Annotated in this window: 18 protein-coding genes; 14 read left to right on the top strand and 4 right to left on the bottom strand. The window is 73.4% G+C overall.

What is annotated here, in order from left to right; translation table 11 throughout:
* Window positions 1–91: 91 nt before the first annotated feature.
* From GGD88_RS06025 to GGD88_RS06010, 4 genes are read left to right on the top strand one after another with little or no spacing between them, the layout of a single operon-like run.
* Complete coding sequence (locus GGD88_RS06025; RefSeq protein ID WP_184432774.1) at window positions 92–829, top strand: ABC transporter ATP-binding protein; 738 nt, start codon at window positions 92–94, stop codon at window positions 827–829.
* Entirely contained in the window at window positions 826–1,584 is a 759-nt protein-coding gene (locus tag GGD88_RS06020; RefSeq protein ID WP_184432771.1) for an ABC transporter permease, read from the top strand. Before GGD88_RS06025 ends, GGD88_RS06020 begins: the two co-directional genes overlap by 4 nt.
* 28 nt (window positions 1,585–1,612) lie before the next feature.
* The gene (locus tag GGD88_RS06015; protein ID WP_184432768.1) at window positions 1,613–2,587 is read left to right on the top strand and encodes an ABC transporter substrate-binding protein; all 975 of its coding nucleotides are present in this window, start codon (window positions 1,613–1,615) and stop codon (window positions 2,585–2,587) included.
* Window positions 2,588–2,625: 38 nt separating this feature from the next.
* Window positions 2,626–3,945 (top strand): RsmB/NOP family class I SAM-dependent RNA methyltransferase, encoded by a 1,320-nt coding sequence (locus GGD88_RS06010; protein ID WP_184432764.1) that lies wholly within the window; start codon window positions 2,626–2,628, stop codon window positions 3,943–3,945.
* Between the two features lie 583 nt (window positions 3,946–4,528).
* On the opposite strand, the gene GGD88_RS06005 is transcribed toward GGD88_RS06010, so the two are convergent.
* Together GGD88_RS06005 and GGD88_RS06000 are read right to left on the bottom strand one after the other, a co-directional pair.
* Window positions 4,529–4,810 (bottom strand): hypothetical protein, encoded by a 282-nt coding sequence (locus tag GGD88_RS06005; RefSeq protein ID WP_184432761.1) that lies wholly within the window; start codon window positions 4,808–4,810, stop codon window positions 4,529–4,531.
* A 190-nt stretch (window positions 4,811–5,000) separates the two neighbouring features.
* Window positions 5,001–5,444: a hypothetical protein gene (locus GGD88_RS06000; protein WP_184432758.1), complete on the bottom strand. Its 444-nt coding sequence runs from the start codon at window positions 5,442–5,444 to the stop codon at window positions 5,001–5,003.
* A gap of 487 nt (window positions 5,445–5,931) precedes the next feature.
* Here GGD88_RS06000 and GGD88_RS05995 point away from each other — a divergent pair, with 487 nt between their 5' ends.
* From GGD88_RS05995 to GGD88_RS05950, 10 genes are all read left to right on the top strand, one after another.
* The gene (locus GGD88_RS05995; RefSeq protein WP_221237027.1) at window positions 5,932–6,957 is read left to right on the top strand and encodes an NAD(P)H-quinone oxidoreductase; all 1,026 of its coding nucleotides are present in this window, start codon (window positions 5,932–5,934) and stop codon (window positions 6,955–6,957) included.
* A 250-nt stretch (window positions 6,958–7,207) separates the two neighbouring features.
* Window positions 7,208–7,858, top strand: coding sequence for a DUF1013 domain-containing protein (locus GGD88_RS05990; RefSeq protein ID WP_184432755.1), 651 nt, complete (start codon window positions 7,208–7,210; stop codon window positions 7,856–7,858).
* A 284-nt stretch (window positions 7,859–8,142) separates the two neighbouring features.
* On the top strand, window positions 8,143–8,628 hold the full coding sequence (gene pal / locus GGD88_RS05985; RefSeq protein ID WP_184432752.1) for a peptidoglycan-associated lipoprotein Pal: 486 nt from the start codon (window positions 8,143–8,145) through the stop codon (window positions 8,626–8,628).
* Between the two features lie 173 nt (window positions 8,629–8,801).
* Complete coding sequence (gene ybgF / locus GGD88_RS19115; protein WP_184432749.1) at window positions 8,802–9,674, top strand: tol-pal system protein YbgF; 873 nt, start codon at window positions 8,802–8,804, stop codon at window positions 9,672–9,674.
* A gap of 13 nt (window positions 9,675–9,687) precedes the next feature.
* A complete protein-coding gene (gene tilS / locus GGD88_RS05975) occupies window positions 9,688–11,109 on the top strand; it encodes a tRNA lysidine(34) synthetase TilS (protein ID WP_184432746.1) in 1,422 nt (473 codons plus the stop codon).
* A 69-nt stretch (window positions 11,110–11,178) separates the two neighbouring features.
* The gene (ftsH, locus tag GGD88_RS05970) at window positions 11,179–13,134 is read left to right on the top strand and encodes an ATP-dependent zinc metalloprotease FtsH (protein WP_281392836.1); all 1,956 of its coding nucleotides are present in this window, start codon (window positions 11,179–11,181) and stop codon (window positions 13,132–13,134) included.
* A gap of 3 nt (window positions 13,135–13,137) precedes the next feature.
* A complete protein-coding gene (folP, locus tag GGD88_RS05965) occupies window positions 13,138–14,325 on the top strand; it encodes a dihydropteroate synthase (RefSeq protein WP_184432731.1) in 1,188 nt (395 codons plus the stop codon).
* A gap of 111 nt (window positions 14,326–14,436) precedes the next feature.
* Window positions 14,437–14,637 carry a DUF1192 domain-containing protein gene (locus GGD88_RS05960; RefSeq protein WP_221237026.1) on the top strand — a complete coding sequence of 67 codons (201 nt, stop codon included), beginning with the start codon at window positions 14,437–14,439 and terminating at the stop codon, window positions 14,635–14,637.
* A gap of 164 nt (window positions 14,638–14,801) precedes the next feature.
* Window positions 14,802–15,044 (top strand): DUF1127 domain-containing protein, encoded by a 243-nt coding sequence (locus GGD88_RS05955; RefSeq protein WP_246423594.1) that lies wholly within the window; start codon window positions 14,802–14,804, stop codon window positions 15,042–15,044.
* Between the two features lie 553 nt (window positions 15,045–15,597).
* Window positions 15,598–15,984, top strand: coding sequence for a hypothetical protein (locus GGD88_RS05950; protein WP_184432728.1), 387 nt, complete (start codon window positions 15,598–15,600; stop codon window positions 15,982–15,984).
* Window positions 15,985–16,212: 228 nt separating this feature from the next.
* Here GGD88_RS05950 and GGD88_RS19110 read toward each other — a convergent pair whose 3' ends face one another.
* Complete coding sequence (locus tag GGD88_RS19110) at window positions 16,213–18,042, bottom strand: ABC transporter transmembrane domain-containing protein (RefSeq protein ID WP_184432726.1); 1,830 nt, start codon at window positions 18,040–18,042, stop codon at window positions 16,213–16,215.
* A complete protein-coding gene (locus tag GGD88_RS05940) occupies window positions 18,039–19,214 on the bottom strand; it encodes an LptF/LptG family permease (protein ID WP_184432723.1) in 1,176 nt (391 codons plus the stop codon). The genes GGD88_RS19110 and GGD88_RS05940 overlap by 4 nt, the downstream gene beginning before the upstream one ends.
* Window positions 19,215–19,343 lie beyond the last annotated feature (129 nt).

Here is a 19,343-nt window from a genome sequence, read left to right as displayed (position 1 = left end):
AGACGGCCGCCCGGCACACCGGGACTCCTGTTCCGCTTCATCCTCCGCGATATCGCCCCCGCAGAGCGACGCGCCCGGCCTGGGCGTGCGCATGACCGACGCCTGCCTGGCGTTCGACGGCGTGGCGCTGTTCGATGGCCTGACGCTGGATCTGGCGCCCGGGCGCACCACCGCCCTGCTGGGCCCCAGCGGCGTGGGCAAGTCCACCCTGCTGCGCCTGCTGGCCGGGCTGGAGAACGGCACTCACGCCCGCGCCACCATCGCCTGCGACGATGGCCGGCCCCTGGCCGGTCGGGTCGCCTACCTGGCGCAACGGGATTCACTGCTGCCCTGGGCCAGCGCGCTCGACAACGCCGTGCTCGGGGCCCGCCTGCGCGGCGCGCCGCTGGGGCCGGCGCGCGCCCGTGCCCGCGCGCTCTTGACGGACGTCGGCCTGGGGGACCGCCTGCACGACCGCCCCGGCGCCCTGTCCGGCGGCATGCGCCAGCGCGTCGCCCTGGCGCGGGCGCTGGGGGAGGACCGGCCGCTGATCCTGATGGACGAGCCGTTCTCCGCCCTCGACTTCCTCACCCGGCTGCGCCTGCAGGACCTGACCGCCCGCCTGCTGGCCGGGCGCACGGTGCTGCTGGTGACCCACGATCCGCTGGAGGCGCTGCGCCTGGGCCATGCCGTGCACGTGCTGCACGGCCGCCCGGCGACCCTGGACGCCGCCCTGATCCCGCCCGGCGCACCGCCGCGCGACGCCACCGATGCGGCGCTGCTGGCGTTGCAGGGCGAGTTGCTGCGCCGCCTCACCGGCGCCGCCCACGGCCCGGGAGACACCGCATGAGCCGCCTGTCCGCCGTGGTCCGGCCCCTGGTCACCGCCGCCGGCCTGATCGCGCTGTGGCAGGCGGTCTACCTGCTGAACGGGTCGCGGGACTACCTGCTGCCGTCGCCGCTGGGCACGCTGGAGACCCTGATCGCCCGCGCCGACCGGCTGGCGTACCACGCCGGGGTGACCTTCGCCGAGATCCTGATGGGCTTCGCCTTCGGGGTCGGCCTCGGCATGCTCTCGGCCCTGGTGCTGGTGCTGTGGGGGCCGGCGCGGCGCTGGCTGCTGCCGGTCCTGGTGGTCAGTCAGGCCATCCCGGTGTTCGCCCTGGCGCCGCTGCTGGCGCTGTGGCTGGGCTATGGTCTGACCTCCAAGGTCGTCATGGCCATGCTGATCATCTACTTCCCGGTCACCACCGCCTTCCTGGACGGCCTGCGCCGCACCGATCCGCTGTGGCTGGAACAGGCCCGGGTGATGAACGCCGGGCGCTGGGCCGCGCTGGTGCACATCCGGTTGCCGGCGGCGCTGCCGGCGCTGGCCAGCGGCCTGCGGGTGGCCGCCGCCGTGGCCCCCATCGGCGCCGTGGTGGGCGAGTGGGTCGGCTCCAGCGCCGGGCTCGGCTACCTGATGCTGCATGCCAACGGGCGCATGCAGACCGACCTGGTCTTCGCCGCCATGGCCCTGCTCGCCGTGTTCGCGGTGACGCTCTACCGGCTGGTCGACGCCACCATGCGCCGCCTCGTGCCCTGGCAGGCGGAAAGCAATGCGTGAGCCGCTCAAAGACAGAGGGAGCCTCAAGATGACAGTCCTCCGCCGAAGCCTCGCCGCCCTGGCCGGCGCCCTGTGCCTGGCCCCGGCCCTGCTGCTGACCGCCGCACCGGCGCGCGCCGAGACCACCGCCGTCACCGTGCTGCTGGACTGGTTCGTCAACCCGGACCACGCGCCCCTGGTCGTCGCGCGCGAGCAGGGCTTCTTCGCCGCCCACGGCCTCGACGTCACGTTGCAGGCCCCGGCCGATCCCGCCGACCCGCCGAAGCTGGTCGCCGCCGGCCGGGTCGACCTGGGCGTGTCCTACCAGCCGCAGCTTCACATGCAGGTGGACCAGGGCCTTCCGTTGCTGCGCGTCGGAACCCTGGTGGCGACGCCCCTGAACACCGTGATCGTGCTGGCCGACGGGCCGGTGCAGACCCTGGCGGACCTGAAGGGCCGCACGGTCGGTTTCTCCCTCAGCGGCTTCGAGGACGGTGTGCTGGGCACCATGCTGAACACCGTCGGGCTGTCGATGGACGACGTGGAGATGATCAACGTCAACTTCAGCCTGTCGCCGGCGCTGCTGTCCGGGCAGGTCGACGCCATCGTCGGCGGCTACCGCAACTTCGAGCTGACGCAACTGGAGCTAGAGGGCGCCGAGGGCCGCGCCTTCTTCCCCGAGGAGCACGGTGTCCCCCCATACGATGAACTGGTGCTGATCGCCCACGCCGACCGCGTTGGCGAACCCTGGCTGGACGCCTTCATGGCCGCGCTGGAGGAGGGCACACAGTACCTCATCAACCACCCGGAAGAGAGCTGGGACCTGTTCCTGGCCGCCTATCCCGACCTGGACGACCCCCTGAACCGGCGCGCCTGGGTCGACACCCTGCCCCGGTTCGCCCTGCGTCCGGCGGTGGTGGACGGCCCGCGCTACGACCGCATGGGCGCCTTCCTGGCCGAACACGGCCTGACCGGGGACCCGGCCCCGGTGGAAAGGCTGGCCGTGGACGTGCGGACGCGCTAGACGGGGCCGCCGTTCCCGCCGCTCAGGACCCGTTCGCCATGACCCCCGGTGCCCGTCTGCACGCCGCCCTCGACCTGCTGGAGGAGATGGCCGCCTCGCCCCGCCCCGCCGATGCCGTGACCCAGGCCTTCCTGCGCGCGCGGCGCTACATGGGTGGCGGCGACCGGCGGGCGGTCACGGCCCGGGCCTACGGGATGCTGCGCCGGCACGCCCGGCTCGGCTGGTGGACCGGCGACGGCAGCCCGCGCGAGCGCCTGATCGCCGACCTGGTGCTGACCGACGGCCTGGACCGGGCGGCGCTGAAGGGGCTGTTCACCGGCATGGGCCACGACCCGGCGCCGCTGACCGCCGCCGAGCGCGACCTCGCCGCCCGGCTGGCGGGCCAGCCGCTGGAGCCGGCGGAGATGCCGGAGGCGGTGCGGCTGGAGCTGCCGGACTGGATCGCCCCGCCCCTGGAGGCCAGCCTGGGCGAGGGCTGGCGGACGGCCATGGCGGCGCTCAACACCGAGGCGCCGCTGGATCTGCGCGCCAACGCCCTGAAGACCGACCGGGACGGCGCCCGCGCCGCCCTGGCCGAGGCCGGCATTCCGGCCCCCGGTGGTGTCGCGGAGGACGGGCCGCTGGCGCCGCTGGCCCTGCGCGTGCACGGGCGCGTCAATCTGGCCGCCACGCCGGCCTTCCGCGACGGGCTGGTGGAGGTGCAGGACGCCGGCTCCCAGGTGGCCGCCGCCCTGGTCGCGGCGGCGCCCGGGATGGCGGTCTGCGACCTGTGCGCCGGGGCCGGCGGCAAGACCCTGGCCCTGGCCGGGGCGATGGCCAACAAGGGGCGGCTGCTGGCCTGCGACGTGTCGGCGTCGCGTCTGGAGCGGGCAAAGGTGCGGCTGCGCCGGGCTGGGGTGCACAACGCGACCCTGCGGGTGCTGGACGCCGAGTCGCGCAAGTGGCTGAAGCGTCAGGCCGGCGGCTTCGACCGCGTGCTGGTCGACGCACCGTGCTCCGGGACGGGCGCCTGGCGGCGCAACCCGGATGCGCGCTGGCGGCTGGCGCCGGCCGACCTGGAGTCGCTCCAGGCCGAGCAGGACGCCATCCTGGCCCGCGCCGCGCGGCTGGTGAAGCCGGGCGGGCGGCTGGTCTACGTCACCTGCTCGCTGCTGACGGCGGAGAACGAGGATCGCGTGAGCGCGTTCCTGGAGGGCGACGCGGGCGCGGGGTTCACGCCGGTGCCGATGGCCGACGCCTGGGCGGACGCGGACATGGCCGCGCCCTGCCCGGCCCCGGCGGGCGCGACGGCGCTGCGTCTGTCCCCGGCCGATCACGACACGGACGGATTTTTCGTGGCGGTGTTGGCGAAGGGGTGATTGAGGCGCGCCCACGCGGGAGCGTGGGCGCGAGATCGTTTTTCTCGGTCCCCCTGCTCCTGCGGGGGACCGGCCCATCACGCCAAAGCGCCCCCGCCGGAGCGGGGGCGCGAGAGTCCCGGTCTTTCTTGGTCCCCCGCTCCCGCGGGGGACCGGCCCATCACGCCAAAGCGCCCCCGCCGGAGCGGGGGCGCGAGAGTCCCGGTCCTTCTTGGTCCCCCGCTCCCGCGGGGGACCGGGCCCATCATGCGAAAGCGCCCCCGCCGGAGCGGGGGCGCGAGAGTCCCGGTCTTTCTCGGTCCCCCCGCTCCCGCGGGGGACCGGGCCCATCATGCGAAAGCGCCCCCGCCGGAGCGGGAGCGCGAGAGTTCCGGTCTTTCTTGGTCCCCCGCTCCCGCGGGGGACCGGGCCTATCACGCCAAAGCGCCCCCGCCGGAGCGGGGGCGCGAGAGTCCCGGTCTTTCTTGGTCCCCCGCTCCCGCGGGGGACCGGGCCCATCACGCCAAAGCGCCCCCGCCGGAGCGGGGGCGCGAGAGTCCCGGTCTTTCTTGGTCCCCCGCTCCCGCGGGGGACCGGCCCACCCTCAGCGGCCGTAGCCGCAGGGGCAGGCCGTGCCCTTGGCGTGCCAGGCGCCACAGTTGGGGCAGCGCACCAAGTCCTCGGCGGGCTTGCCGCCGGGCGCGCCGTCCTCGCCCATGCGCTTGCGCACGGCGTCCTGGGCGGCGCGCTCGACACGCTCACGCAGGCTGGGGCGCTTGGCGCGGGCCTCGCCCCCGAGGGCGCGGCTGTAATACTTGAAGGCACCCCAGACCACGACCACCACGAGGACCGTGAAGAGCACCTTGCCGAGGCTCAATCCGAACATGGCCCGGTTATCGCCCTCGCCGCCCGGCCCGGTCAAGCGCCGTCACGCCGGGCTCTCTTGCCGGGCTCTCTTGGTGCCGCCCCGGTCCCCTCCCATGGGAGGGGACCGAAGCTCCGGCGCACCCGGCGTGTGCGAATGGCTTTTGACGCCTGTCTTGACGCCTGTCTTGACGCCTGGGACGCGCCCCTCTCTAGTCGGGGGCGTGGCGCCACCCGCCGCCGCCGTCGTGAACGGGCAGCGGCGGCATCACCAGGCCGCGGCCGGCGGCTGGGCCGGGGGCCTTCTGGCCCGCCCCTTTGGGGCCCAGCCGTTCCATATTGGCATCCAGCGGGCACAGTGTGCCGTGCTCGATGGCGGCGGCCGCCGCGGCCTCGGGGGCCTCGACGCCGCCCCGCGCCATGGTATCGAATCGCGACAGCGCCGACCGGTACCGCGCCGCCATGCTGGCCGCGCCGCGCTCGTCGGCGGCCTCGACGCACCGTTCCATCATGTCGTGCACGGTCTCCACGCCGTGCGGCTGGGCGAGCGTCATTTCGGTCCAGGCCTGGGCCAGCACCACAGGCATATGAAACCCCTCGGCGATCGTCTGCACGACCGGCGAATCAGGGGTCAGGAAAGTCCGGTTCACCAACATCTTACACCTCCCGGAAAGACAACCCGAAGGTTTCTTCCCTGTTAGTTCCTTGAACCGGTCGTTACCCCTCCAATATGCATAATTATCCTATCTTTTTCAAGGGTTTTAGCCGCAGGGCTGCTGCCACGGCTGCGCACACCGCCCACCGCGCCGCGCCCAACGGGCGACCGAGCCCCCGGGACCGTCTCGGGCTCGGTCGGGGCGCCGGGACCGGTCCCGGCGTCCCAGCGGCCCCCTCATCTCTGCGGTCATCTCTGGGGTGGCGCGGGGCCTCCGGTGCCCCTGCGGGGCGGCGGGCGGCCCCGGTCCGCGGCGAGTCGACGTCGCCCCCCGGAAGGCGATCGCCCGGCGGAAAATCCGACCGCGGCGCTCGGATCCGGCGCATCAAGGCCGGACCCGCGGGTGCCGTCCGGCTTGCCCCGGCGGCCCTGCCCCCGCTACCCTCCGGTCCCTCACCCGTTCGCCCTGTCGCAAGAGAGTCGCCGCCATGTCGTCCTCCGCCCTGCCCGAGACCATGCCCTGCATCGAGATCGCGACTCCCGGCGGACCGGAGGCCCTGGTCCCGGCCGAACGCCCGCTGCCGATGCCCGCCGAGGGGGAGGTCCTGATCAAGGTGCATGCCGCCGGCGTGAACCGCCCCGACGTGATCCAACGCAAGGGACACTATCCCGCCCCCAAGGACGCCTCGGACCTGCCGGGCCTGGAGGTGGCCGGCGAGATCGTCGCCCTGGGCGCGGGCGATACCGGCGGGCTGGCGGTCGGCGACGCGGTCTGCGCCCTGCTGGCCGGCGGCGGCTATGCGGCCTACGCGGTCGCCCCGGCGCCCCAGGTGCTGCCGATCCCCGCCGGCTTCGACTGGGTCAAGGCCGCGGCCGTGCCCGAAACCGTCTTCACCGTCTGGCACAACGTGTTCGAGCGCGCGGCGCTCAAGCCGGGCGAGCGGCTCCTGGTCCACGGCGGCAGCAGCGGCATCGGCACCACCGCGATCCAGCTCGCCAAGGCGTTCGGCGCCACCGTGTTCACCACCGCCGGCTCGGACGAGAAGTGCGCGGCCTGCCGCAGCCTGGGCGCCGACCTGGCGATCAACTACGCCACCGAGGACTTCGTGGAGGCGGTCAAGACGGCCACCGACGGGCGCGGGGTGGACGTCATCCTGGACATGGTCGGCGGCGACTACCTGCCGCGCAATGTCTCGATCCTGGCGCCCGAGGGCCGCCACGTCTCGATCGCGTTCCTGGCGCGCTCGACCGTCGAGATGAACTTCATGCCGGTCATGCGCAAGCGCCTGACCCTGACCGGGTCGACCCTGCGTCCGCAGCCGGTCGAGGCCAAGGGCCGCATCGCCCGGGCCGTGCACGAGACGGTGTGGCCACTGCTGGAGGCCGGCACGGTGGCGCCACTGATCCACACCACCCTGCCGCTGGCGCAGGCGGCCGAGGCCCACGCCTTGATGGAGTCCAGCGCGCACATCGGCAAGATTGTCTTGACCGTGGACCACGGACCGGCCAAGTAGGAGCCGGAGCCCCGCACGCCCGACCCCGCTCAACGCGGGGTCGCCGGGGCCTGGACGCTCACACACGCCACGCTGTCGAGGATGAGGGTCCACCGGGTCCAGACCGGATCCGGCGGCCCGTCTTCGTGTTTGTGGGTCGGGCGTGCCGATCGCGCGCGGGGCGCGTCCCCGCGGTGCCGGGTCCCGGCGCCCGAGGGCCGATCCGGCGCGCGCGCCCTGCATCCCACCCGTCGCCTGGAGGACCGAACCGATGGCACTGCCGCTCATGCCCAAGGCCACCGCCGTGTGGCTGGTGGAGAACACCGCGCTGACCTTCGAGCAGATCGCGGACTTCTGCGGCATGCACGAGCTGGAGATTCAGGCCATCGCGGACGGCGAGGTCGCGGTCGGCATCACCGGCCTGGACCCGCTGGCCAACGGTCAGCTCACCCAGTCCGAACTGGACCGCTGCCAGGCCGACCCGGACGCCCGCCTGGTGCTACAGAAGGGCGAGAACCCGATCCCGCAGTCGCGCCAGAAGGGGGCACGCTACACGCCGGTCTCCAAGCGCCACGACCGGCCCGACGGCATCGCCTGGCTGCTCAAGAACCACCCGGAGCTGTCGGATGCCCAGGTCTGCAAGCTCCTTGGCACCACCAAGCCGACCATCCAGGCCATCCGCGACCGCTCGCACTGGAACGCGCCGAACATCAAGGCGCGCAACCCGGTGATTCTCGGCCTGTGCACCGAGGCCGACCTGGAGAAGGCGATCATCATCGCGCGCGGCCGCGCCCGCCACGCGGAGCGCCAGGGCGAGCCCGAGCCGGCCGCCGACGCGCCCGAGGGACCCGACGCCGATCCCCCGCCGGCAGACGACGATCCGCTCGCGCCGGCCGTTCCCGACGACGATCACGACCAATAATCACCACCTTCCCCGGAGCCGGTCGCCGCCCCGTCCCGGTGCGACCGTACGCGCGCCCGGGCGTGTGACGCCGGTCACGGCCGGCGCCCGGGACAGCCGGCGCGGACCGCCTTCCCTGTTGTGTTCGCCGCGCGCTTTCGGATACAACCCGGATCTGCCGCCTCCGGTGCTGGGACGACGGAGGCGACGGTCTTCGTTGTCGCCACACGCCATACCGTCGGGTTGTTCGCCCCATCCGACGAGGCTCGCATGCCGGTTTTCCATCGGTCCTGGAGTTCTTGTTCATGAAGCTCAAAGTTCTCACGGTCCTGGCCGCCGCCGCGGTGCTTGCCGCCTGCTCGTCCACGCCCGAAACCGGGTCCGGCCAGACCGGTGGCGGAGCGGCGCCCGTGACCGCGCCCAGCGGGCCGGCCGCCGGCAGCCAGCAGGAATTCGTCCAGGAGGTCGGCGATCGCGTCTTCTTCGCCTTCGATTCCTACAACCTGGACAGCCAGGCCCAGCAGACGTTGCGCCGCCAGGCCGCCTGGCTCCAGCAGTACCCGCAGTACTCGGCGGTGATCGAGGGGCACGCGGACGAGCGCGGCACCCGCGAGTACAACCTGGCCCTGGGCGAGCGGCGCGCCACCGCGGCGCGCAACTACCTGGTCTCGCTGGGCGTGCCGGCCAACCGCGTCAGCACCGTGTCCTACGGCAAGGAGCGGCCGGTGTGCACCCAGTCCAACGAAAGCTGCTGGTCGCGTAACCGCCGCGGCGTGACCACCCTGCGCTGAGGTCCGGACCGGCGGACGCGGGCCGCCCCCGCCGCCGCCCCATCCGCGCATGCGAGGCGCCGTCTTCCGGGACGGCGCCTTTATTGCGTCAAGAACATGGGTCAGACTGCGCCCCATCGTCGCCAGGCCCGTGGCCCATGGCCCGCGTCCCCGCCCCGATTCAGGAGCCCGCCATGCCGTCCGTTCCGCCGTCCGCCGCGCCGCGCGCCGTCCGTGTCGTGATCGTGACCGTGGCCGCCCTGGCGGCCGTCGCCCTGTCCGGCCCGCTCGCCCCGGCCCGCGCCCAGGACACCCGCGCCCTGGTGGCCGATATGCAGGTGCGCCTCAACCAGTTGGAGGAGATGGTGCGCGGCCTGACCGGCCAGCTCGAACAGGCCGAGCATCGCACCCGCCAACTGGAACAGCGCGTCGACCTGCTGGAGCGCGAACTGGACATGCGCCTGGGCGGGCAGGCCGGACCCGGGACCGCCCCGGACCGCGCCCCCGGCGCCGCGACCAGCCCGGCGCCCCTGCCCGCGCCCGCGCCGGGATCGCCGCAGCCGCTGGCGCCGGACAGCGGCGTGCTGGGCTATCTGTCCGAACCGGCGCCGGAGGCGGCCCCGTCATCGACACCGACCCCGGCGCCGATCACCGACGCGGCGGCCCGCGCCGTGCTGCCCGATGCCCCCCCGGAGGAGCAGTACCAGCATGCCTTTTCCCTGCTGCGCCAGGGCGACTACCGGCGCGCCGAGCAGGCCTTCGGGGCCTTCATCGCGGTGAACCCGCAGCACCGCCTCGCCGGCAATGCCCAGTACTGGCTGGGCGAGACGCACTACGCGCGCGGGGACTACGAGAACGCCGCCGTGGCCTTCGCCAAAGGCTACAAGGCGTACCCGGACGGCTCCAAGACCCCGGACAACCTGTTCAAGCTGGGCATGTCCATGTCCGCGCTGGGCAAGCCGCGCGAAGCCTGCGCCGCCTTCCAGAAGCTGCGGGCCGACTTCCCCGACGTCGCCGGCACGCTGCAGCGCCAGGTCGCCGACCAGATGGCGCGCAACGGCTGCTGACGGCGGTCCGGCGATGGCGGCCGACCCTGGGGCGCCGCCCATCGACGCGGCCGCCTTCGATGCCCTGATGGCGCCCCTGGGGCCGTTCGAGCCGGCGCCCCACCTCGCCGTGGGAGTCTCCGGCGGCCCCGACAGCCTGGCGCTGGCCCTGCTGGCGCGGGACTGGGCGCGGGCGCGCGGCGGCACCGTGACCGCGCTCACGGTGGATCACGGCCTGCGCCCCGCCGCCGCCGCCGAAGCCCGCCGGGTGGCGGACTGGATGGCCGCCGCCGGGGTCGGGCATGCCACCCTGAACTGGGCCGGGCCGGCGCCGGCCCACGGCGTGCAGGCCGCCGCCCGGGCGGCCCGCCTGGGCCTGCTGGAGGGCTGGTGCCGGGAGCACGGGGTGCTCGACCTGCTGCTGGCGCACCACCGCGACGACCAGGCCGAGACCCTGTTGCAGCGCCTGGGACAGGGCAGCGGCCCCGACGGGCTGGCCGGCATGGCGCCGGTGTCGTGGCGCCGTTTCGTGCGCCTGCTGCGGCCGCTGCTGGCGGTCGCGGGGGCGCGCACCCGGGCCACCCTGGCGCATCGTGGCCAGCCCTGGATCGAGGATCCGAGCAACGCCGATGCCACCTTCCAGCGCGTGCGCCTGCGCCACCTGGCGCCGGCCCTGGGCCAGGCCGGGGTGGCCGCACCGGGGCTGGCGCTGGCCGCCGCCCGCGCCGCCGAAGCCCGGGCCGAACGGGCGCGACGGCTGGACGCGCGCCTGGTCGCGACGGTCACCCCGCATCCGGCCGGGTTCGCCTGGGTCGACCTGACCGCCCTGCTGGCACCGCCCGCCAGCGAGGCGCGGGCCGCCCTGGGCCGCCTGCTGGCCTGGATCGGCGGCACCGAGCGGCCGCCGCGCGCGGCCGCGCTGGAGCGCCTGCGCCGTCGCCCGGAGAGCGGCGCGACCCTGGGACGATGCCGCCTGCTGCCGGCGCCGGGCGGTCCGCCGGGACGCTGGCTGGTCTGTCGCGAGGCCCGCCACCTGCCGGCGCCGCAGCCCCTGAGTCCGGGTCAGGCGGTGATCTGGGACGGCCGCTTCCGCGTTACACTGGAGGGGCCGGGTGCGGATGCGGGGCCGACCGCTCCGGACGGACCCTGGGTGCTGGCGCCGCTGGGCGCCGCGGCGCCCCGGATCGCTCACGCCGTGGCGCGGGCGGGCGGGCCACCCCCGGCGATCCCGGCGGCGGCCCGAGCCGCGCTGCCCGCGCTGTGGTCGGCGCATGGGGTGGCGCCCGGGGTGGCGCCCGGCGTGGCGCACGGGGTCGTTTGTGTCGTGCCCCACATGCGATACCATGGCGCCCCGGCGCCGGTGGCGATGCGGGTGAGTCCGGCCCCCGCCCTGCCCCTGACCCGGGGCGCGACCGGCGGAACGCGGCTTGCACAGGACCGGCCGCCGCCTATTTGAAGAGAAATGGTCTCGATCGAGGCCGTGTGATGACTGGCGCGGTCCGTGGGCACGGGTGACCCGGCCGCCATGGGGACAAGGGGTCCAGCCTTGAATTTCAGCCGCAATCTTCTGATGTGGATCATCATCGCGGTGCTGCTGGTGGCGTTGTTCAACGTCTTCCAGGGGGCCGCGCCACAGAGCACCGGGACCCAGATCTCCTACACGGAGTTCATGAACCGGGTCCAGAACAGCGAGGTGCAGGAAGTCACCATCAAGGGTGAGAGCATCACCGGGACGATGGTCGGCGGCGGGTCGTTCTCGACCTATGCCCCGCCGGACTCGAACGTGGTGCCGACCCTGCGCGACAACGGCGTCACCATCTCGGCGCTGCCGTCGAACGACGACGCGCCCACGTTCTGGAGTGTGCTGATCTCCTGGTTCCCGATGCTGCTCCTGATCGCCGTGTGGATCTTCTTCATGCGGCAGATGCAGGGCGGCGGCGGCAAGGCCATGGGCTTCGGCAAGTCGCGCGCCAAACTGGTGACCGAGCGCGCCGGGCGGGTGACCTTCGACGACGTCGCCGGCATCGACGAATCCAAGTCGGAGCTGGAAGAGGTGGTCGAGTTCCTGCGCGACCCGCAGCGGTTCCAGCGCCTCGGCGGCAAGATTCCCAAGGGTGTGCTGCTGGTCGGCCCGCCCGGCACCGGTAAGACCCTGCTGGCGCGCGCCATCGCCGGCGAGGCCAACGTGCCGTTCTTCACCATCTCGGGCTCGGACTTCGTCGAGATGTTCGTGGGCGTCGGCGCCAGCCGCGTGCGCGACATGTTCGAACAGGGCAAGAAGAACGCGCCGTGCCTGATCTTCATCGACGAGATCGACGCCGTCGGCCGCCACCGCGGCGCCGGTCTGGGCGGCGGCAACGACGAGCGCGAGCAGACCCTCAACCAGCTCCTGGTGGAGATGGACGGCTTCGAGGCGAACGAAGGCGTCATCCTGATCGCCGCCACCAACCGTCCGGACGTGCTGGACCCGGCGCTGCTGCGCCCGGGCCGGTTCGACCGCCAGGTGGTGGTGCCGAACCCGGACGTGCTCGGCCGCGAGAAGATCCTCAAGGTGCACATGCGCAAGACGCCGCTGGGCCCCGACGTGGACCCGAAGGTGATCGCCCGCGGCACCCCCGGCTTCTCCGGCGCCGACCTGGCCAACCTGGTCAACGAGGCGGCGCTGCTCGCCGCGCGCCGCGGCAAGCGGGTGGTCGGCATGTCCGAACTGGAGGCCGCCAAGGACAAGGTCATGATGGGCACCGAGCGGCGCTCCATGGTGATGACCGACGACGAGAAGAAGTTGACGGCCTACCACGAGGGCGGCCACGCCATCTGCGCACTGCACATGCCGGAGTCCGACCCGATCCACAAGGCCACCATCATTCCGCGCGGACGCGCGCTCGGCATGGTGATGCGGCTGCCCGAGGGGGACCGCATCAGCGTCTCGCGCGCCAAGCTAGAGGCCGACCTGGTGGTCGCGATGGGCGGCCGGGTGGCCGAGGAACTGATCTTCGGCCCCGAGAAGATCACCACCGGGGCGTCGAGCGACATCAAGATGGCCACCAACATGGCCCGCAAGATGGTGACCGAGTGGGGCATGTCGGACAAGCTGGGGCCGCTGCTGTATGCGGAAGACCAGGAAGAGGTGTTCCTGGGCCACTCGGTGGCGCGCCACAAGAACATGGCCGACGAGACCGCGCGCCTGGTGGACGAGGAGATCCGCAAGATCGTCGACACCGCCCACGAGAGCGCGCGCAGTCTGTTGACGGAAAACCTCAATGAGCTGGAGAGCCTGGCCCAGGGCCTGTTGGAGTACGAGACCCTGACCGGGGACGAGATCCGGGCCTTGCTGCGGGGCGAGCACATCGACCGCGAGGAGGTGCAGGACAGCGAGCCCCCGCCGCCGCCGCGCGGACGCCGGGCCTCGGTCCCCACCACCGACGGCGGGGGCGGCCTGCGCGGCAAGCCGCTCGGCCCGGAACCGCAACCGGGAGCCTAGCGCATGCGGGTGGCGGCGCCAGACGACACCTTCGCCGGCCAGCCCCCCGAGGAAACGGGCCCCGCGCTCCCGCGGGGCCTTTTCCGCGGCCGGGAACTGCCGCATCCCCTCAAGGGGCTGCTGCTGCGGCCCACCGGCCTGATGCGCGGCCCGGCCGCCGACGCGGCGGTGGCGGAAGGCCGGGCATGGCCGCTGGCCGGCGGGCCGACGGTGTTCGGCGCGGTCACCGTGTTCCTGCGCGCGGGCGAGTCCGCGCCGTGGCAGGTGCACGGCACCGACGTGCCGGGCCTGATGGCCTGGGCGCGGGCGCACGGACCCGCCATGACGGCCATCCTGCAGGCCGCCCTGAGCCGACTGACCGCACCGCGCGCGCCGTTCGCTGGCCCGTCCCTGGACCGGCCGCGGGTCATGGGCATCCTGAACTGCACCCCCGATTCGTTCAGCGACGGCGGCGACCATGCGGCGACCGACGCCGCCGTGGCCAGCGGGCTCGCCATGCTGGAGGCCGGCGCCGACCTGCTCGACATCGGCGGCGAGAGCACCCGCCCGGGCGCCGATCCGGTGAGCCCGGACGAGGAACTGCGCCGGGTGCTGCCGGTGGTCAAGGCGCTGGCCGACCGGGGCGCGCTGATCTCCATCGACACCCGGCGGGCCGCCGTGATGGAGGTCGCCCTGGCCCATGGCGCCCGGGTCGTCAACGACGTCACCGCGCTCGCCGACGACCCGGCGGCACTCGGTGTGGTGGTGCGGGCCCGCGTGCCGGTGATCCTGATGCACATGCAGGGCGAGCCGCGCACCATGCAGGCCGACCCGCACTACGACCGCGCCCCGGCCGACGTCTACGCCTGGCTGGCGCGCCGGGTGGCGGTCTGCCAGTCCGCCGGCATCCCGCCCGCGCGGCTGTGCGTCGACCCCGGCATCGGGTTCGGCAAGACCCTGGAGCACAACCTGGACCTGCTGGCCCACCTGGGGCTGTTCCATGGTCTGGGCTGTGCCGTGCTGCTGGGGGCGTCGCGCAAGAGCTTCATCGCCCGCGCCGCCGGCGACGCGGCGCCGAAGGCGCGGCTCGGCGGCTCGCTGGCGGCCGCGCTGACGGCCGTCGACCAGGGCGTGCAGATCCTGCGCGTGCACGACGTGGCCGAGACCGTCCAGGCGGTGCGCGTGGCCCAGGCGGTGCGCGGCGCGGGCTGAGCGTCGGCGCCCACGCCCCCGGACCGCCCCCGCACCGCCGCCGGGCGCGGACCACCATCCGGCCCGGATCAGGACATCCCAAACCGACCATCAGCCGGACCGTGTGCCGCCATGCCCATCGACAGCGACGACCTCGACCCCCGCCCGACCGTCGCCCGGCCGCCGGCCCTGGAGACCCTCTCCGTCGGCGACCTCGAAGCCTACATCGCCCAGCTTGAAGCCGAGATCGCGCGCGCCCGGGCCATGATCGACGCCAAGGGCGGCGCCCGGGCGGTCGCCGAATCGGCCTTCCGCCGCCGCGAGACGGAGTAGGAGCGCGCGCCGGACCCCGGCGCCGCCACCCGGCGGCACAGGCTCAATCTGGTTCATGGGGGGACCAAGAAAGTCTCGTTTGTGGATCGAACGGGGCGGATCCACCTTCACGTTAGAGGCCGACACACCGTGTCCGCCGTTCGAGCGAGAAGGGAGATCGACCCATGACCAGCATCCCGCGAGTCGCCCCGCCGAACACGGCCCGGCTCCCCGCCGCCGTGGCCGCCGCCCGCCATCGCGCCATGCGGACCTTCGTGCAGACGGTGACGCATCAGGTCACGGTGTGGCGCCGCCGCGCCTGCACCCGCCGGCAACTGCGCAACATGGACGAGCGCCTGCTCCGCGATATCGGCCTGAGCCGGGAGTTGGCCCGGGACGAGGGGGACAAGCCGTTCTGGCTGCCGTGACAGCCCGGTCGGCCGCGCCGCCCCACGACTCTGGACCGCACGACCGTCCCGCCCCCGTCGCCGCCCGGCCCTGCGCCCGGCGGGGCGGGGGCGCTCCGTCTGCGGCCCTCGGGCCGGAGTCTCGCGCACAGAGGGGCGGCGGCGCCACCGCCCTCAACTCCAGGGTCCCTCACGAGCTGGACCGGCGATTGAACACAGACCCGTACCGTATTGTTTCGGATGAGTCTTTAAGCTAAGCTCGTGGGCAGTGTCGGCGGGTGTCGGACTCTGGACCCGGTCTATGACCATTCCCAAGGTTGACGCGACCGTCGCAAATCAGCAGGGTGCCCAGCATCTTGCGCGCGTTGGAGTCCGCGATCTCCCCCGCGACGGCCCTCGGTCCGGTCGGTCGTCACGGGGTGCGGGGCGAGGCGCGCCGTTCCCGACCGTCTCGGCGGAGACGGGGTCGACCACGCCGCGCGACGGCGCGGACCTGAAGGCCAGGACCTGAAGGCCAGGACCTGAAGGCCCGGATCCGTGGGACACGATCACGACGACGACAGGTGAACCAGCGATGCGAAAACTGAAGTGGGCGGCCGCGCTGGCCGGCGGGATGGCGATGGCGGCCGTGGCCGTGCCCGGGCTGGCCGAAGAGACGGCCAAGGTGACGCCCGGCACGGAAACCTGCAATGTTGTGGGCGTCTACGGCACCATCGCCCTGGTCGTCTGCCCGGACGCCAAGACCGATGCGCAGTACATTGCCGCGGGCCAGGAGGCGTGCGAGCCGATCGCGGTGCGCAACGTCTGCAACGCCTGGATCTGGCGCAACGAGAGCCGCGCGGCGCGGGTGCTGCCGATGGAGGGCCACCAGCTCGACAGCGTCACCGCGCTGTGGATCAACCGTCAGGGTCAGCTCAAGGTCTGCGCCCGCGACGGCTGCTACGCCGGTCAGAACCGCTAGGGCGGATCGCACGGCATTGGACCACCTCCCGGGCTCCAATGCCGTGCGTGACGCCGCCGGGCCCCATGTCGAACGGGTTGCGTCGAACGGGCTGCGTCGAACGGGCTGCGTCGAACGGGCTGCGTCGAACGGGCTGCGCGCGGTCCTCGGGGACGGCGAGGCGCGCAAAGCGCAGCCACAGACAGCGGTGGCGGATGCGGGGCCATCGCTTCGGCCCGCCGTACCGCCCTACACCGCCCGGGCGACCTCGCCGAGCCCGGCCGCATCGCCGCCCTGGCGGCTCCAGAGGCGGGCATACAGTCCGCCTTGCGCCACCAGCGCCGCGTGATCCCCGCTTTCCACCACCTGTCCCCGGTCCATCACCAGGATGCGGTCGGCATGGCGCACCGTCGCCAGCCGATGCGCCACCACCAGGGTCGTCCGGCCGCGCCGCAGCCGGTCCAGCGCCGCCTGCACCCGACGCTCGGTCTCCCGGTCCAGCGCCGCGGTGGCCTCGTCCAGCAGCAGGATCGGGGCCGCCTTCACCATCGCCCGGGCGATCGCCAAACGCTGGCGCTGGCCGCCCGACAGGCGCAGCCCACGTTCCCCGACCGGCGTGTCGTAGCCCTCGGGCAGGGCCGCGATGAAGTCGTGCGCATCGGCGTCGCGCGCCGCCGCCTCGGCCCGCGCCCGCCACGCCGGCGACGGATCGCGGGGATCGACGGCGCCGGGCGCGCCGAACAGGATGTTCTCCAACACCGACCCCTCGAACAGCGTCACGTCCTGGGTCACCAGTGCGATCTGGCGCCAGAGCGACTCCCGGGTCACCCCGCACAGGTCCTGGCCGTCGATCAGCACGCGGCCAGTTCCGGGATCCAGCAGCCGCGCCACCAGCGCCAGCACGGTGGACTTGCCCGCCCCCGACGGCCCGACCAGGGCGACGGTCGCCCCGGCCGGCACGTCCAGCGTCACCCCATCGAGCGCCGGCACCGCCGCCGTGGCGTGCGAAACCCGCACCGCCTCCAGGCGGATCGTGCCGGCGGTCAGGGCCAGCGGGCGGGCGTCCGAAGCCTCGGTCAGGCCCGGCCGGGTGTCCAGGATGGCGAACAGCCGGTCCAGCGCCGCCACCCCTTCCTGAATCACGGCGTTCAGGTGACCCAGCTTCTTGATCGGGCGGTAGGCCAGGATCAACGCGGTCACGAAGGCGAAGAAGGTGCCCGCCGTGGTGTCGCCGGCGATCACCCGGTGGCCGCCGTAGACCACCACCGCCGCCACCGCCAGCCCGGCCGCGCCCTCGATCAGCAGCGTGGACAGGATCTTGGACCGCTCGACCTGGAACATGGCCTCGAACAGGCGCATGACGACCCCGTGCACCCGGGCGCGCTCGCGCGCCGGGGTGCCGAACACCTTGACCACCCGCACGCCCTCGAACGCCTGCGACAGCATGGCGTCGTACTGGCCCAGCGTCTCCTGCAACTCTGTGGTGCGGCGGCGCGCCCGCCGGCCCAGGGCCAGCACCGGCAGCACCAGCGCCGGGAAGATCAGGGTGCCGACCAGGGTCAGTTCCCAGTCCATCAGCATCAGGGTCGCGAACAGGCTGACCAGGGTCGCGGCGTCGCGGCCGAGGGCGATGCCGGTCGAGGTGATGGTGGTCTTGAGGGTGTCCAGATCGTTGATGAGCCGCGAAGTCAATTCGCCCACAGGGTGACGCTGGAAGAATGCCAGATCGAGCCCGACCAGGTGCCCGAACAGCCGGCCGCGCGCCGTCGCCACCAGGCCCAGGCCGGCGAACAGCATGCTGGCGCGCTGGGCGTAGTTGGCGATGCCCTTGACGGCGAAGGCCGCCGGCAGCCCCAGGCCGACCACCCACATCATGGTCGGATCGTGCGCCGCCAACACGTCGTCGACGGCCGGTTTCATGAGCCACGCCGTCAGCGCGGTGGCGCCCGCTACCCCCAGCATGGCGACCCCGCCGACGACCATGAACGGCCACCAGCGCCCGCCCATCTCGCGCAGGAAACGCCAGATCTGGCGCCCGGCATGACCGGGCGTGACCCCCGCCGCCGGCGCCGCCGTCACGCCGCGGCCTCGGTCGCGCCCGCCGCCGTCGCGCCGCCGGCGGTCCCGCTGCCTGCGCTGCCGGGACGCGGATAGCGCAGCAGCCACCACAGCCCCAGCGCCATGGTGCCCAGCGGCCCGACGTACAGCAGCGGCAACCACGTCAGGTCGCTGCGCGCCAGATTGGCCGCCCCCAGCGTGGTGGCCTGGGCCAGCACCACCGCCGCCACCGCCACCACGATGCGGCGGTTGCGACCCTGACGGTTGAACTCGCCGGCCAGCAGCGCCCCCAGGGCCACCAGGGCGAACGAGACGTTGGCGAGCGGCTTCGCCAGCCGCTGATGACCCTCCATCCGCATGCGACGGACGTTGCCCTCCGTGAAGGTGTGCGGGAAGTTGGGCGCCATCTGGTCCTCGGTGGTGAGAGTGAACAGCTCCACCGTGGTGCGCTCCCGGGATTCCGGCACCCGCACCATGCCCTCGGCGTCGCGGTCGGCCACCGCCATGGAATGGCGGTCGAAGAACAGGAAGCTGACGCGCCCGCTGGCGCGGTCGCGCTCCTGACGCACCCCCTTGACCATCATCACCCGCGGCTGGCCCTGGTCGTAGACCAGCGCGCCCCGCCGGGCGGTGATCGTGACCGTGATGTCGGGGTCGCTGCGGTCGTGGATAATCAGGCCCTCCAGGTCGCCGCGCTCGGTGGCGTTGCGGACATAGATCGTGAGGGTGTCGCTGATCTCGGTGAAGGCGCCCTCGGTGAGCGCGAGGCGGCTGATCTCGTGGCGGATCTCGAACCGCAGGGCGTTGAAGGCGCGTTCCAGTCGCGGCACCGCGTCCAGGGTCAGGTAGTAGCCCAGGCCGCACAGCGCGGCGGCCAGCGCGAGCGCGGGCGCCCCGATCTGCCAGCGGCTCAGCCCGGCGGCCTGGAGCACCATCAACTCGCGGTCGACGATCATGCGGTGGTAGACGAACAGGATCACCGCGAACAGGGCGATGGGCAGGAAGAAGGTCAGGAACCCCGGCATCAACAGGACCGTCAGGGTCAGGAAGGTGCCGACCGGCAGGCCCTTGTTCAGGAAGGCATCGAAGAAGCGCAGCGAGTGGATCAGCCACAGCAGGACCATCAGCGCCGTCGTCCCGAGGACGAGCGCGATGACGAGCTGACGCAGGACGTAGTGGAGGACGAGGCGCATGACGGTCCGGAGTATAGGCGTCCCGGCCGCGCCCCGGAAGGGCGGGCTGCATCCAGGGGCCGCCCCCGGGGCGACCCCCGGGGCGGCCCTGGGGTGGCCCTGGATTGACCCTGTCGCCGCCCTGTCGCC

This window comes from Roseospira goensis, assembly GCF_014197795.1.
Lineage (GTDB): Bacteria > Pseudomonadota > Alphaproteobacteria > Rhodospirillales > Rhodospirillaceae > Rhodospira > Rhodospira goensis.
Note: the sequence above shows the minus strand (reverse complement) of the source record. Positions and strands in the feature narration are given on the sequence as shown.